The following is a 13,398-nucleotide window of genomic DNA, read 5'->3' on the forward strand; positions in this document are numbered from 1 at the left end:
CGCGTTCGTCGAAGTCGACATGCCGCAGGTCAGGCATCAACTCGCCCCACCTCGCTCCTAAAGCGGGGGTACCCGGGGCCGATGTCGTCTGTGCTGGAACATCGACCGGTCTTGCTCATGGGGCCAGTCTGAGGAACTCGTTCATGGCGTGCGGGTACAGCCATGGGCTATGGCCACCGGCTTGGAGTCGGTCGATCGCGATCAGCGCGTCCGCCGCGGTCTTGCAGCGCGGGTGCTGTGTGGCGAAGGTGGCGATGCGGGAGCGCTGGGTGGGCAGCCAGGCAGCGATCACCTGGGGGTCGCCGTCGTACCACCAGGTGAACTGAAGCTCTTCCCAGAGAAGGTCGGTGGCCCAGTCGAAGGCGAGGCGGACGAGGCCGGCGTCCGCCTCGGAGCCGGAGAGCCCGGCGATGTGCTCCAACCACCGCTCCAGATCACCCGTTGCGTGGGCGATTCCTTCCAAGAGTTCAGCGATGTCCCCGGGAGTGCCATCAACCAGGGCGAGGGCCAGCAGCGCTCGGAAGGCCTGCTCTACCACGGCACGTTCGGGCGCGGGCCAGTCAACGAACTTAGCCCCGTGTTGGCCGAGATGACCGATTTCCCGGGATGGATCGACGCCATGGCCCTCGGGCCCCCAATAGCGCAGCGCATGGGGCATGAGGCGACGCCACAGGACGGGGTATTGGTCCGCGTCCCAGTGGCTGACGACTTCGCGCATGAAATGCCCGAGGAGATCATCCGGTACGGCAGCGGGATCGCCACCGAGAATGTGCAGCTCCGGCTCCGGGGTGCAGTACGTGCAGCCGTCCACCGGGCGGTCGAGTTCGGGAGGTGACGCGAAGACCCGGTCAGCCTCGGCGAGCGCGTGCCGCCACATTGCGTACAGATCGAGGTCAAGAGGATCGGACATGGCACGACCTACCACGGGGACTCCGCACAGGGAGAGCCTGGCGAAGAGCGTGACCCTACCACTGGCGATCCGGGGACCGACCGGTAGTCACGTGCCAGATGCGTGCCAGATCGTGCGGTCGTTCACGGTCAGTTGGGCGCGGGAAGGTGCAAGCACCCGCCGGCAGGTTCAGCACCCCTGCGGGCCTGCTGACCTGGCACGACCGCTTTGAGGTCGGCGCCACGCTTGCAAAGCAGTGGTCCGCGCACCCAGCCGACGGCCATGCTTTGCACGTGTCCAGTGAGCCCATAGAAGACCTCGTATATCTCCAACTCATCGAACGGTTGGCACACCTCGTGGCCGAAGCAGCCGCGACAGAAGGATGGCTTTCGTTCCTGCCCAACCCACCCGAGGCCACGCCGTCACAACGTGCCGTCAACGAGTTGGCGCGCCACCTTCGCTTCGTTCATTTGACCGCTGGGGCAAGCTCCACCGGCGCTGTCTGGAGATGACCGTTGCCGAAGGCGGCGAGGCCGGCGAGGCGTTCGAGGCGGCTGCGGGTGACGTTCATGTCTGGGTCGTCGGTGGGCAGGTCAAGGAGTCGTCCCGTTCGCGGACCCCGAATGCCTGGTCGGGGTGCTGGTTGAAGGCGTGCATGCTGGTAGGCGGTGCCTTGGTCGTGAGGGCCGGACCGTGATCGGATATTCGGTGTTCTGCCCGCCCCCTGAGGACGCAGGATGGTGCGCATGAGTCTGGCCTCCCCCGTACTGCACACCGCTCGCCTGCGACTGCGGCCCTTCACCGACGCCGACGCGGACTCCCTCTTCGCGCTGCACAGCAGCACCTACGTGCTGCGCTACTGGGACTCCCCGCCGTGGACGGAACGGGCCCGCGCCGAGCGCTTCATCGCGATGTGCCGGACGATGGCGGACGAAGGCACCGGGGCGCGGGTGGCCATCGACCGTGCTTCTGACGGAGCCTTCGTCGGCTGGTGCGGTCTGACCGGATGGAACCCGGACTACCGCAGCGCGTCGTTGGGCTACGTCCTCAACGATGCGATGTGGGGCCACGGCTTCGCGACGGAGGCCGCGCACGCCGTGCTGCAGTGGGCATTCGACACACTGGATCTGAATCGAGTTCAGGCCGAGACCGATACGCGCAACGTGGCATCTGCCCGGGTCCTGGAGAAGATCGGATTCGTGCGCGAAGGGACGTTGCGGGAAGACTGCGTGGTGAACGGCGAGGTATCCGACTCATGGGTGTTCGGGTTGATCAAGCGAGAGTGGCGGCCGTCGGCTCTGCCGACTCCAGCCCGCTAAGAGTCGTGACGGTCGGCCCTGGGGAGTGAGCGGTGAGTGGATCAAGAAAGCCGTGCGGATCGCCACCCACCGGAACCAACTCATACCAACGCCTTGACCTGCACAGGAGTCAAGTGCCCCTGACCAGCGAACCTTCCGCGCATTATTCGGGACGAAGAGGTCGTGGGTTCAAGTCCCGCCACCCCGACAGCCGTGCCCTGCCCGCTCGCCGGCTCTCGGCATGTTCACGGCACCGCATCCCGTACGGCCGCGGCTCCGCCTCGCCCTACGCCCGGCCAGCGTGGTCTTGCGATGCACCTTCCACGAACCCAAACTGTGGCCAACTTTCCGGGATGGCAGCCGTTCGACGCTCATCTGCCCAGGTCAGGTGCCTGAAAGGCCGAGGGATGGGCTGGTCTTGAAAGGCGATCCGCTCGATTCAACGCCTCTTATCGGCTGGCAAGACATCCAGTCCCCCAACATCATCCAAGGCCGACCGTGCTGCCGCAGCGAACTCGCCTATCCGCTCAGAGAGTCGAGCCACTTCAACGGCATGGCGTTCCAGAAAGCCGACGTTACGGTCCGGGGCGTCCGCCGGGGAGTCGCGCAATACGAGGAGGGTCGTCTGCATGGACTTAAGCGTTGTATAGACGCTCCGAGCGGCCTGCTCCACTGACTCCGGCCCTTCAACAGCCAGATTGGCCCAAGCGGCCTGCGCCAAGGCCAGTTGGTCTTGGGCCTGCTGCAGTTTGCGATCGCCTTCCGCCGTGTCCCGCTCCCCTACGAACGCACGTCCGGCCATCTTCAGAGCGTTCCGCGACTCACTGGCTGGAGCGAGGAAGGCGCTGTATGCATCACGGCGCACCTGTCTACGCCAATGAGCATGCTCGGCCCTCGCCTGTGCTTGCACCTGTTGGCGTGTTGACCAACCCGTGATCGCCGATGCGAGGACGGTGCCTGCCACTCCAACCGTCGCCCCGAGTAATGCTGCTACTCCCTGATCCACAAGGGATGTGTCTACCGCACACGTCAGCGGCTGACCATGCGGCCGCAGTGCGAGCAACGACCTCGGCGATCCACCACAGTGATCACGAAACGCTCGGCCTGAGCGACCATCGCGCGTGCGCAGCTCTCATACCTCGTGTCGCATACGAACAAGACGTGACACAGATGGTGAAGATGGGGCATTGGCCGTGAAACGTGCAGGGGTACGGGTGGTCGGACGGCCCCATAGGAAGGTGTGGTGGCTGAGGTGGTGGAAGCTCCGACGGACAGTCAGGCCGGCGAGAGTGGCGACAGTTCCGTCGAGCTCGGCGGCTACCAGCAAGAGCTGAAACGGACGCTCGGCTCCTTTCAGGTGTTCGCGATCTCGTTCGCGTTCATCTCGGTGGCGGTCGGCATCTTCGCGACATACGACGAAGTGCTGCTGACCTCGGGGCCGGTCGGGATCTGGCTCTGGATTGTCGCGGCAGTGGGGCAGACCCTGGTGGCGCTGGTGGTCGCGCAGTTCGCCGCCCGCATCCCGCTCAGCGGCTCCTCCTATCAATGGGCCTCGCGGCTGGCCAACCCGAAGATCGGCTGGGGGTTCGGGTGGCTGACCTTCTGTTACCTGGCGATCGGCGTGGTTGCGGTCGACAATGCGCTTGCGAGCCAGGCGTTCATGCCGCTCGTCGGCATCGAGCCGGACGAGGGCACCGCGCGCCTGATCACCATCGTGGTGCTGCTCGTCCAGGCCCTGCTCGCCATCGCCTCCACGCGCATCGTCAGCTTGATCAACTCGGTCGCGGTCGGGCTCGAACTGGCACTCGTCGTGGTGGTGGCGATCGCGCTCGTCATTGCCGTGGCGGTCACGGGCGACGGCGCAGCCGGCAACCTCACCTCGCGCGGCGTCACAGAGAACGCCTCCGACTACTTCGCGGTCGGCGGCGGGGTGATGCTTGCAATGATCATGGGCCTCGCCACACTCGTCGGCTTCGACTCCGCGGCGAACCTGGCCGAGGAGGCCAAGGATCCCCAACGCAGCGTCCCACGCGCGATCGTGGGATCGGTCGTGGCGGCCGGACTGCTGGGCATGCTGTTCCTGATCACGCTCACGATCGCGATCGACGACATCCCGCGGATCACCGCCAGCGGATCACCGGTCGCGGCGATCATGCGCGATCAGCTCGGTCCGGCGGTGGAGAGGACGCTGCTGGTCGCGATCACGATCGCGTTCTTCGGCGCCGGGATCGTGGTGATGGTGGCGTGCTCGCGGATCATCTTCGCGATGTCGCGCGACTCGCGCTTCCCGGCCCACCAGCTGATGCGGCGGGTCGATCCGCGCACTCAGACGCCGATCCCGGCGACGATCCTGATCTTCGCCATCGGGGTCATCCTGATGGTCGTGCTGCCGGGTGCCGCACTGCTGGAGCTGGTCACGGCGTCCACGATCCTCCCGGCGATCACCTATGGCTCGACGATCGTCCTCTACTTGGCGGTGCGTAAACGATTGGCTCGCAAGAAGGGCGCGTTCGACCTCGGGCGTTTCGAGCTGCCGGTCGCGATCTGCGCGCTGGTGTGGACGGTCGTCGCGCTGTTCGTTCTTGCGGCACCCCGGGAGGCGCTCGTTTCCGTCGTGATCGTGGTCGGCCTGCTCGGCGCGGGCGGGCTGTTCTTCCTTCTCATGCTGAAGTTCAACCGTGAGGCGCTGGAGACCGAGCCCGGAGAGGTGAGCGCCTTCAAGGATTGATCTGCAAGCGGCCACCGAAGTTCGACCGGCCCGAAACGCGTCCTGCGTGCACCGCAGGCGCCACGGTTGCGTGAGGAATGGGTGCCGGCGTGGCCGACCGGCGGTCGACGCAGTTGCCGAATATTCAGTGGCGGGCCGTTCCGGCGCTGTCCACCATGCTCATATGATCTCAGGTGAGCAGTCCGGTGACACGTCGGTGACTCGGTGGACGCAGTCAACCATCATCCCGACATGTGGGTTGATCCGGGCGACGACCCGCGCGAGACCGACGCCGAGGTCGTCGATGAACGCGGCATGCTCCTCGACTACCTGCGCAACTACCGCCTCACCATGGAAATGAAATGCGCCGGCCTGGACGCCGAACATATGGCCCGGCGCTCCGTACCCCCGTCCACGATGTCCCTGCTCGGGCTGGTGCGGCACATGGCCGAGGAGGAACGGCACTTTCGCCGGGTGATGGCCGGCGAGAACACGCCGAGGCTGTACCGCACCGAGGAAGACCGCGACGGCGACTGGAACGGCGCGATCGCCGACCCGGCGGTCGCGGAGGACGCCTGGCAGCAGTGGCGGACAGAGATGGAACTCACCGACCAGTACCTGGCCGGCGTCACCGACCTCAGCACCCGCAACGCCGGCTTCTCCGACCTCGGCGCCGAACCCGGTGGGGACATGGAGCTTCGCGATCTCCTGGTGGCGCAGATCGCGGAGTACGCGCGACACTGCGGCCACGCCGACCTCCTGCGCGAGCGGATCGACGGGCGAGTGGGCCAGTGACCACCAGAACCGGCTGAAGCACCGGCTCTGGCCCGGTCATCCGTTGAGGATGACCGGGCCAGAGCCGTTCCCGGAGCCGTTCCCAGAGCCGTTCCCGGGTCAGACCTTGGCGGGCGTTCGCTCCTGCTCGGTGGGCGGCGTCTCGCCCTCGGTGAGGCCCAGTCGACCGTGCATCGCGCGCAGCGGCTTCGGTGCGTACCAGGCCGTGGGCCCCAGCAGCTTCATGGCCGCCGGCACGAGCACTCCGCGAACGGCCACCGCGTCGATCAGGATCGCCAGACCGCTGCCGAGCCCGAACATCTGGATGAAGCTGACATTGGCCGTGCCGAAGGCGAAGAAGCTCACCGCGAGCAGACCGGCTGCCATGGTCACGATCCGTCCGGTGTGCGAGAGCCCGCTGGTGACGGCGGTCTCCGTGTCGGCACCCGCGTCGTGCAGTTCCTTGATCCGGCTGGTCACGAAGACCTCGTAGTCCATCGACAGACCGAAGGCGATGCAGAACATGAGCACCGTCATCGAGGTGTCCATCGGCTGTGGCGTGAAGCCGAGCAGCGAGGACAGATGGCCGTCCTGGAAGATCCACACCATGACGCCGATGGCCGCGCTGAGGCTGATGGCGTTGAGGACCAGCGCCCGCAGTGGCTGGATCAAGCTGCCGGTGAAGAGGAAGAGGATCACGAACGTGGTGCCCGCGACGAGGCCGATGGCGGCCGGGAGCCGGTCGGCGATCGAAGTCTTGGAGTCGACGAGTCGCGCGTCCGTGCCACCGACCAGTGCCTCGGTTCCGGCGGGTGGATCCATCTCCCGTACGTCCTTGACCAGGTTCTGAGCCTCGTCGGACTTGGGCGTGAGGTCGGTGATGACGGCGATCCGCTGGGCGTCGGGCCGGCCCAGTGCGGCGTTCGCGGGCCCGGGCGGGGTGGACCGGCCGTCGCTGAACGTGCCGGCGGAGGTCTCGACCCGTACCGCGCCGTCCAGCCGCGAGATGTCGGTCGCGTACGAACGCAGTTCGGCCGGCGCGACGGGCCCGGTCGTCACGATCTGCACCGCCGACTCGTCGCTGCCGGCGAAGTCGCGCTGGACCGCGGTGGCGACCTGCCGGCTCTGGGCGCTCTCCGGCAGCACCCGCTCGTCCGGTGTGCCGAAGGTGACGCCGAGCAGTGGACTCGCGGCGAGCAGCAGGATCCCGAGGACCGGCAGTGCGGTCAGGGCGGGCCTGCGCATGACCGTGCGGGCGAGCCGGCCCCAGAAGGGGGCTTCGGCGCTGCGCACGGTCTTCGCCCAGGGCAGTCGGCCGTTGTTGACCCGGTGGCCCAGCACGGCGAGCAGCGCCGGAACGACGATCAGGGCGCTGACGGCGGCGATGGCCACGACGCCGATGCCCGCGTAGGCGAAGGATCGCAGGAAGTACTGCGGGAAGACGAGCAGCGCGGCGAGTGCGGCGGCCACGGTCGCGGCGGAGAAGGTGATGGTCCGCCCGGCGGTTCGTACCGTGTGCCGGAGCGCTTCAGGGACCTCGGCGCCCTCCGCGAGGTGTTCGCGGAACCGGCTGATCATGAGCAGGGCGTAGTCGATGCCGAGGCCCAGGCCCAGGGCGGTGGTGAGGTTGATCGAGAACACCGACACGCTGGTGAGACTGCCGAGCACATACAGCTCGGCGAAGGTGCCGACGATCGCGATCAGTCCGATGACCAGGGGCAGCAGTGCCGCGACGACGCTGCCGAAGGCGATCACGAGCAGGATGAGGATCAGGGGCACAGCGATCATTTCGGCCAGCGCGAGGTCCTTGGCGACCTGGGTGGGCACTTCGTCGCCGACCGCGGCCGCTCCGCCGGCCTGCACGGTGAGCCCGCTCCGGTCGCCGGTGTACTCGTCGATGATCACCGAGGCGTTGTCGGCCTGCTCGGTCTCGTCGCCCTTGACGTGGGCCAGGACCAGCGCCTCGTTCCCGTCCCGGGAGGTCAGCGCGGAGGCGCCGGTGTCCCAGTACGAGATCACGTTCGCCACGGTGGGCTCCCCCTTGAGCTCCGCGGTGAGGGCGCGTCCGGCGCTTTCGGCGGCGGGGGTGCTGATGGTGCCGTCGTCGGACCGGACCAGCAGGACCAGATTGCTCTCGCCGCCGAACTTCTCGTCGATGAGCTCCTGCGCCTGGGCCGAGGGCGCGCTCGGATCCTCGAAACCGCCGCCCAGGAGCTTGCCGAACGCCCCGAAGCCGATGGCCGCCATGGCGACCACGGCCACCGCGGCGAGTGTCAGTACAAGCCGGCCCCGGTGGAGGGCCAGCTCCGAAATTCGGCCGAACATGGTCATCACCTCTGGATGTTTACGCCATTAACATCGAAGGTGGCACACAATGTTAATGGCGTCAACATCGGGCAGGATGGACTCATGGGACCGACCACGGGCGGCAAGCCCCGCTACCACCACGGCGACCTGCGCAACGCGCTGATCGAGGCCGCCGTCGGACTCGCGGCAGAAGGCGGCCCCGAACGGGTCGTACTGCGTGAGGCGGCCCGCAGCGTGGGCGTGTCACCCACCGCCGCGTACCGCCACTTCACCGGCCAGGGAGATCTCCTCGAGGCGGTGAAGATCCGCGGCCAGCAGGCGCTCGCCGACTCGATGGGCGGGGCCACGCACATACGCCCGGAGCTCGACGACCCGGGTGAGGAGGCCGTTCGCAGGGTCAAGGCGATCGGGCGAGGATATGTCCGGTTCGCGATGGAGAACCCGGGGCTCTACCGCACCGCCTTCTGCCGCACAGCCATGATGCAGAACAGCGACTTCACCGGCCTCGAAGCCCCCGAGGGACCGCAGTTCGCGGCGTTCGTGCTGCTCTCGGAGACGCTCGACACGCTCGTGGCCACGGGCCGGATGCGGCCGGAGAACCGGCCCGGGGCCGAGGTCGCCGCCTGGTCGGCCGTCCACGGCCTCTCCCTGCTCATCCTCGACGGCCCGCTCGCCCGCCTCCCCGCCGAGCAGCGCGACGCGGTCATCGAGCAGACCCTGGCCACCATCTCGGCCGGGCTCACCCGCTAGTCCTCCGTGAGCCCACCGTGCCCGGGGGCGGCGGGTGTTGGCGTGTCCGCCGTGGAACGGATCGTCTACGCCGTACGTCGTGGGAGGTAGTCGCACACGGGGAGAGGCATGGCCGAGGAACCATCCTGGTGGGAACTCATCGTGATTTTCCTCGTAACCGGAGGCGGCGTCGCGGTCGTGGGAGGTGCGGTGGTGCTGTCGGTGGTCGGTGTCGTCATGTGGGCGACCGCACCCCTGCGGAGGCGGCGGCGCGCGGCGCGGGAGTCGGGCCAGGACGACGAGACGGCCGGGGACGGCGCCGGAGACGGCGCCGGGCCCGGGGCTGGGACGGGGACCGGGACCGGCTTGCGGTGATGCGGGCCGTGCCGGGGACGGACGGTACGCGGAGGCGCGGGTTCGGAGCTGCGCCATGAGGCCGGGGCCTCCGCCATCACCAGACCCAGGACGAGCCAGAACAGAATCTCGATCCGGTCCAGATTGGCCGGATGATCCATCATGCCCATCAGGAAGAACCCGGTCAGCGCGGCGAGCCCGGCGGTGCCGATGACCGACTTCTCGCGGGCGGCGCGGGCCGCGGACGTCCACGCGATCACGGTCACGAGGACAAGGGCGAGCAGGCCGAGCGGACCGGTCTCGACGAGCCAGTTCAGCCAGAGGTTGTGGGAGTGGGCGAAGACCCGGTCTCCGGGCGCGGCAGCGGACACGGCCGCGCCCGCCCGGCTGAGTCCAACGCCCAGCGGATGGTCGGCGGCCAGCCCGAGGGCCGCCTCCCACGCCTGGCCGCGAACACCGAGCGAATTGCCGGCCCGCGACACCGCCCAGATCACCGCTGCCCCGGCGGTCAGGCAGACCAGTCCCAGCGTCCCCACGAGGCGGCGCTGGGCTCGGTCGACGATCCGGGGAGCCAGCCAGTACGCGGTGCCGAGCACGAGGAGACCCGCCGCGGCGGCGACGTACACGGCCCGGGAGAAGGTGGTGAGCACCGCGCCGTACGCGATGACCGCCGCGCAGGCCACGGTGATCCGGGCCGATCGCTCGTCGACGGAGACAGCGGCCAGCAGCGTGAACGGGATCAGCAGGACGAGGAACACGGCCAGCAGATTGGGGTTGGAGAACGTGCCGATGGCCCGTATCAGGGTGCCCGGGGCACCGGCGTCGCAGGACACGTCGGTGAGGAACCCGGTGCGGCAGAATCCGGTCGGAGTCTGGTTCGTCACCTGGGAAAACGCCGATGTGCTCGCGGCTGTCACGGCGACCAGCACGAGCAGCCCGATCGACCGCCAGGACTCGGGCCGGCTGCGCCGGAGCCCGACGATCAGGTAGTAGCAGGCGACTGCGGTCAGCAGTCCGCGCAGCGGCGAGGTGGGGTGCCCGCCGACGTAGGTGGTTGCCACCGACGCGAACAGCAGCAGTGCGATGGGGAGATCGAGGCGGGTGCGGAAGTCCCCGAGCCGCGGGCGGGACAGACCCCGCACCGGTATCAGCAGCGCGGCCACCCCGGCGAAAAGGGCGAGCCGCAGCGGCGTCACGACCGCGAACAGCGGGTCGTCGGGAAAGAAGTCGGTCGCGGTGTCCAGCAGCACGACGGCTGTTGCCGCGAGCGGCGTGACCTGAGCGATGGCGTACGGCAGCCCTGGGCTCGCCGACGTGGTCCGGTCGGATGCCATGACACCCGAGCGTGTCCGCCCGGCGCATCGGGTGGGTGTCAGGGACGCAAACGGCGGAGAGCAACTGTGCGATGGGCGGCCGACCGTCCACTCAAGGCGAGCCGAGGCGGGCCAAGACGGGCCGAAGCGGCCGGAGCCTCGGCCGAGGCATCCGGCCAACCCGGTCGTTTTTGGTCGACGAGCACCGGCTGCGGAACCTGCACTCCGGCCCCTCCGACCACATGGCGGTAACGGTCGTACGACGGAGGGCTCCAGACATGACACCGATCAATCGCAGAGGTCTGCTCAAGTCGACGGCGGCGGCCGGAGCCGGAGCCGCGGGCGCCTGGGGCAGTGGCGGCGGGAGCGCCGCAGCCGAGGAGTCCGAGCGCGAGAATCCTGTGCGGCCGAAGCCCCTGCGCGTGCACGTCATCGCGTTCGACGGGGTTGAGGAGTTGGACTTCATCGGGCCACTCGAAGTCTTCGGCGCGGCCGCCGGGATGGGGCACCCCGTCACGGCCCACCTCGTGACCAGCGGCGAACCGGCGCGCGTGACCGGGCGGTTCGGGACCGAAGTGGTGGTGGGCGGGGACTGGGACCCGTCGGGCGCGGATGTGATCGTGGTGCCCGGTGGCGGGTTCGGAAGGCGGGACGGGGCCGGGATCTGGGCCGAGATCAAGAAGGGCGTACTCACCCGGGAACTGCGGCGGGCCGTGCGGCCGTCGCTCACACTGCTCGGAGTGTGCACCGGCGTCGTCGTGCTGCAGGCCGCCGGCGTGATCGGTGACCGGCCCTGCACCACCCATCACGGTGCCAAGCAGTATCTGAAGGATCAAGGCGCCGATGTGCGCGATGCCCGTGTGGTGGACGACGGGAATCTGGTGTGTGCGGGTGGGGTCAGTTCGGGGATCGACGGTGCGCTGTGGCTGCTGGAGCGTGAAATCGGGTCCAGGGCCGCGACTCAGGTGGAGTCCCTCATGGAGTTCGAGCGGCGCGGTTCCGTGCTTCGGACCAGGCGGGGGTGAGGGGCATGCGCGAGCCTGCTCGCCGAGTGCCGGGTCCTCGACGAGCAGGCCGCGGAGAAGACGCCCAGCGCCGCACCGTGACGTTCGGGCCGTGAAGCCGGTCCCTGACGGTCAGTCCGTGATGGCCCGTCCCTGACGGTCATGCGCCTTCCGTATCCGGCCGTTCCGGTACGTAGAACGCGGTCGTGGCGCTTACCGCCACCGCGACGACATCGGCCGGCGCGCCCGAAGCCGCGAACGCCGCGCCCCACGCCTCGCTGCTGCGCGTCATGAACTCCCGTGCCTCGTCCGAGGACTGCCAGGCCGCACCGTCTCTGGGGTCGATCGGACTGCCGCTCAGATACAGGCCGAGGCCGAGCAGCGTCAGGTCCCAGCCGACGCCGACCGCGCCGGGCCCGAAGTCGCCCATCTCCGGCGGCACCACAGCGACATGCTCGAGCTCGAAGACGGTCCGCTCGTCGCCCTCCGGCGTCAGCCGCACCTCGACCTCGCTGAAGCCCGGGTTCTCACCGAAGAGCCAGCTCACCTTGAGCAGCTCGGGCGGCTCGCAGCGCAGGATCTCGCCGCCGGCGTTGCCCTCCAGTTGGTAGCGGCCGCCGAGCTTCAAGTCACCGGTCACCGGCAGGAACCAGCGCCGGATCCGTTCGGGGTCGGTACATGCGTCCCAGACGTCCTCGATGGCGGCGTCGTAGGTGCGCCGTGTCACGAGCGTGCTGGCCTGCTCCCCCGCGACCTGGCGGCTGCCGACTTCCCGATGGATGTCGTTGATCTGGTCGACGATGTCGCTCATCACTGCTCCTTGTCGGTTGCGCTGTCGGATGCGCCGTCGGCAGCGCTGCTGGTTGCGCTGTTGGTTGCGCTGTTGGTGTGGTTTGCCTGCTCGTCCCGTCTGCGGCGCTCACGCTTGCCGCGCGCGAGTTCGGTGCCGAGCGCGTCCAGCCGCTGCTCCCAGAAGCCGCGGAACCGCTCGAGCCACTGGTCCACCTCGCGCAAGGGCCCGGCATCGACGGCATAGAGCCGCCGGGTGCCCTCGGCTCGTACGGAGGCGAAGCCTGCCTCCCGCAGGACCCGCAGATGCTGCGAAACAGCGGGCTGCGAGATCCCGAACTCGGCCTGGATCACCGAGCTGACCACGCCGGACGGCTGCTCGCCGTCGGCAAGCAGCTCCAAGATCCGGCGCCGTACCGGATCTCCCAGAACATCGAATGCGTGCACGTCATCCACTGTGCAACGTTCGCTTATATAAGTCAAAGCTTAGATAGTTCGAGGATGCGATACGGGAACCGATGTGGGCCATCACTCGTTGGGCCCGTGGGCAAAGGAATCGTCAAGAGAGGCGCGGCCCGCGCCGGATTGCGCAGGGGATTTCCATGGGTGTCAGCCTGTCCAAGGGCGGCAACGTTTCGCTCAGCAAGGAGGCGCCGGGTCTGACTGCGGTCGTCGTGGGCCTTGGCTGGGACGTACGCAGCACCACCGGGACCGATTTCGACCTGGACGCCAGCGCCCTGCTGGTGGACGCCGGCGGCAAGGTCCTGACGGATCAGCACTTCGTCTTCTTCAACAACCTGAAGAGCCCGGACGGTTCCGTCGAGCACACCGGTGACAACCTCACGGGTGAAGGCGAAGGCGACGACGAGCAGCTCAAGGTCAACCTGGCGGGCGTGCCGGCCGAGGTCGACAAGATCGTGTTCCCGGTCTCGATCCACGAGGGCGAGAGCCGTCAGCAGTCCTTCGGCCAGGTGCGCAACGCGTTCATCCGCGTCGTCAACCAGGCCGGCGGCGCCGAGCTCGCGCGCTACGACCTGAGTGAGGACGCCTCGACGGAGACGGCCATGGTCTTCGGTGAGCTCTACCGCAACGCGGCCGAGTGGAAGTTCCGCGCGGTCGGTCAGGGGTACGCCTCGGGTCTGCGCGGCATCGCGCAGGACTTCGGCGTCAACATCTGATCCGCGCCGGCTGATCCGCACCGCCGTACGTGACGCACACGGGCCCGATCCCCGGC

General features: G+C 68.3%; 11 protein-coding genes and 1 pseudogene. 6 read left to right on the plus strand and 6 right to left on the minus strand.

Features of this window, described 5'->3' with window-relative positions; all coding sequences use genetic code 11:
• Positions 1-115: 115 nt before the first annotated feature.
• Entirely contained in the window at positions 116-925 is an 810-nt protein-coding gene (locus tag ACH4YL_RS04130) for a hypothetical protein (protein ID WP_398504626.1), read from the minus strand.
• Positions 926-1,635: 710 nt separating this feature from the next.
• On the opposite strand from ACH4YL_RS04130, the gene ACH4YL_RS04135 reads away from it, so the two are divergent.
• Positions 1,636-2,208, plus strand: a complete 573-nt coding sequence (locus ACH4YL_RS04135; RefSeq protein WP_398504627.1) for a GNAT family N-acetyltransferase — start codon at positions 1,636-1,638, stop codon at positions 2,206-2,208.
• 418 nt (positions 2,209-2,626) lie between these two features.
• Here the strand turns inward: ACH4YL_RS04135 and ACH4YL_RS04140 are convergent, their stop codons facing one another.
• Positions 2,627-2,989 carry a hypothetical protein gene (locus ACH4YL_RS04140; protein WP_398504629.1) on the minus strand — a complete coding sequence of 121 codons (363 nt, stop codon included), beginning with the start codon at positions 2,987-2,989 and terminating at the stop codon, positions 2,627-2,629.
• Positions 2,990-3,430: 441 nt separating this feature from the next.
• On the opposite strand from ACH4YL_RS04140, the gene ACH4YL_RS04145 reads away from it, so the two are divergent.
• Both ACH4YL_RS04145 and ACH4YL_RS04150 read left to right on the plus strand, forming a co-directional pair.
• Positions 3,431-4,915, plus strand: a complete 1,485-nt coding sequence (locus ACH4YL_RS04145) for an APC family permease (protein ID WP_398504631.1) — start codon at positions 3,431-3,433, stop codon at positions 4,913-4,915.
• Positions 4,916-5,078: 163 nt separating this feature from the next.
• Positions 5,079-5,689: pseudogene (locus ACH4YL_RS04150) on the plus strand (DinB family protein).
• 99 nt (positions 5,690-5,788) lie between these two features.
• Here ACH4YL_RS04150 and ACH4YL_RS04155 read toward each other — a convergent pair.
• Positions 5,789-7,993, minus strand: a complete 2,205-nt coding sequence (locus ACH4YL_RS04155; protein WP_398504633.1) for an MMPL family transporter — start codon at positions 7,991-7,993, stop codon at positions 5,789-5,791.
• Between the two features lie 84 nt (positions 7,994-8,077).
• Between ACH4YL_RS04155 and ACH4YL_RS04160 the strand changes: the two genes are divergently transcribed.
• On the plus strand, positions 8,078-8,725 hold the full coding sequence (locus ACH4YL_RS04160) for a TetR/AcrR family transcriptional regulator (RefSeq protein WP_398504635.1): 648 nt from the start codon (positions 8,078-8,080) through the stop codon (positions 8,723-8,725).
• 65 nt (positions 8,726-8,790) lie between these two features.
• Here ACH4YL_RS04160 and ACH4YL_RS04165 read toward each other — a convergent pair whose 3' ends face one another.
• On the minus strand, positions 8,791-10,392 hold the full coding sequence (locus ACH4YL_RS04165) for an O-antigen ligase family protein (protein WP_398504637.1): 1,602 nt from the start codon (positions 10,390-10,392) through the stop codon (positions 8,791-8,793).
• 257 nt (positions 10,393-10,649) lie between these two features.
• Between ACH4YL_RS04165 and ACH4YL_RS04170 the strand changes: the two genes are divergently transcribed.
• Positions 10,650-11,396 carry a DJ-1/PfpI family protein gene (locus ACH4YL_RS04170; RefSeq protein ID WP_398504639.1) on the plus strand — a complete coding sequence of 249 codons (747 nt, stop codon included), beginning with the start codon at positions 10,650-10,652 and terminating at the stop codon, positions 11,394-11,396.
• A 139-nt stretch (positions 11,397-11,535) separates the two neighbouring features.
• Here ACH4YL_RS04170 and ACH4YL_RS04175 read toward each other — a convergent pair whose 3' ends face one another.
• Both ACH4YL_RS04175 and ACH4YL_RS04180 read right to left on the minus strand, forming a co-directional pair.
• Complete coding sequence (locus ACH4YL_RS04175) at positions 11,536-12,186, minus strand: SRPBCC family protein (protein WP_398504641.1); 651 nt, start codon at positions 12,184-12,186, stop codon at positions 11,536-11,538.
• The gene (locus ACH4YL_RS04180) at positions 12,186-12,611 is read right to left on the minus strand and encodes an ArsR/SmtB family transcription factor (RefSeq protein WP_398504643.1); all 426 of its coding nucleotides are present in this window, start codon (positions 12,609-12,611) and stop codon (positions 12,186-12,188) included. Before ACH4YL_RS04180 ends, ACH4YL_RS04175 begins: the two co-directional genes overlap by 1 nt.
• A 155-nt stretch (positions 12,612-12,766) precedes the next feature.
• On the opposite strand from ACH4YL_RS04180, the gene ACH4YL_RS04185 reads away from it, so the two are divergent.
• A complete protein-coding gene (locus ACH4YL_RS04185) occupies positions 12,767-13,342 on the plus strand; it encodes a TerD family protein (RefSeq protein ID WP_398504645.1) in 576 nt (191 codons plus the stop codon).
• Positions 13,343-13,398: the final 56 nt, after the last annotated feature.

This window comes from Streptomyces sp. NPDC020681 (assembly GCF_044334895.1).
In the GTDB taxonomy this organism is placed as follows: Bacteria; Actinomycetota; Actinomycetes; order Streptomycetales; family Streptomycetaceae; genus Streptomyces.

Bases quoted from the DNA above. Each gene is read 5' to 3' on its own strand.
- ACH4YL_RS04135 (WP_398504627.1), top strand. From the start codon at position 1,636: ATGAGTCTGGCCTCCCCCGTACTGCACACCGCTCGCCTGCGACTGCGG.
- ACH4YL_RS04140 (WP_398504629.1), bottom strand. From the start codon at position 2,989: ATGGCCGGACGTGCGTTCGTAGGGGAGCGGGACACGGCGGAAGGCGAT.
- ACH4YL_RS04155 (WP_398504633.1), bottom strand. From the start codon at position 7,993: ATGTTCGGCCGAATTTCGGAGCTGGCCCTCCACCGGGGCCGGCTTGTA.
- ACH4YL_RS04160 (WP_398504635.1), top strand. From the start codon at position 8,078: ATGGGACCGACCACGGGCGGCAAGCCCCGCTACCACCACGGCGACCTG.
- ACH4YL_RS04165 (WP_398504637.1), bottom strand. From the start codon at position 10,392: ATGGCATCCGACCGGACCACGTCGGCGAGCCCAGGGCTGCCGTACGCC.
- ACH4YL_RS04170 (WP_398504639.1), top strand. From the start codon at position 10,650: ATGACACCGATCAATCGCAGAGGTCTGCTCAAGTCGACGGCGGCGGCC.
- ACH4YL_RS04175 (WP_398504641.1), bottom strand. From the start codon at position 12,186: ATGAGCGACATCGTCGACCAGATCAACGACATCCATCGGGAAGTCGGC.
- ACH4YL_RS04185 (WP_398504645.1), top strand. From the start codon at position 12,767: ATGGGTGTCAGCCTGTCCAAGGGCGGCAACGTTTCGCTCAGCAAGGAG.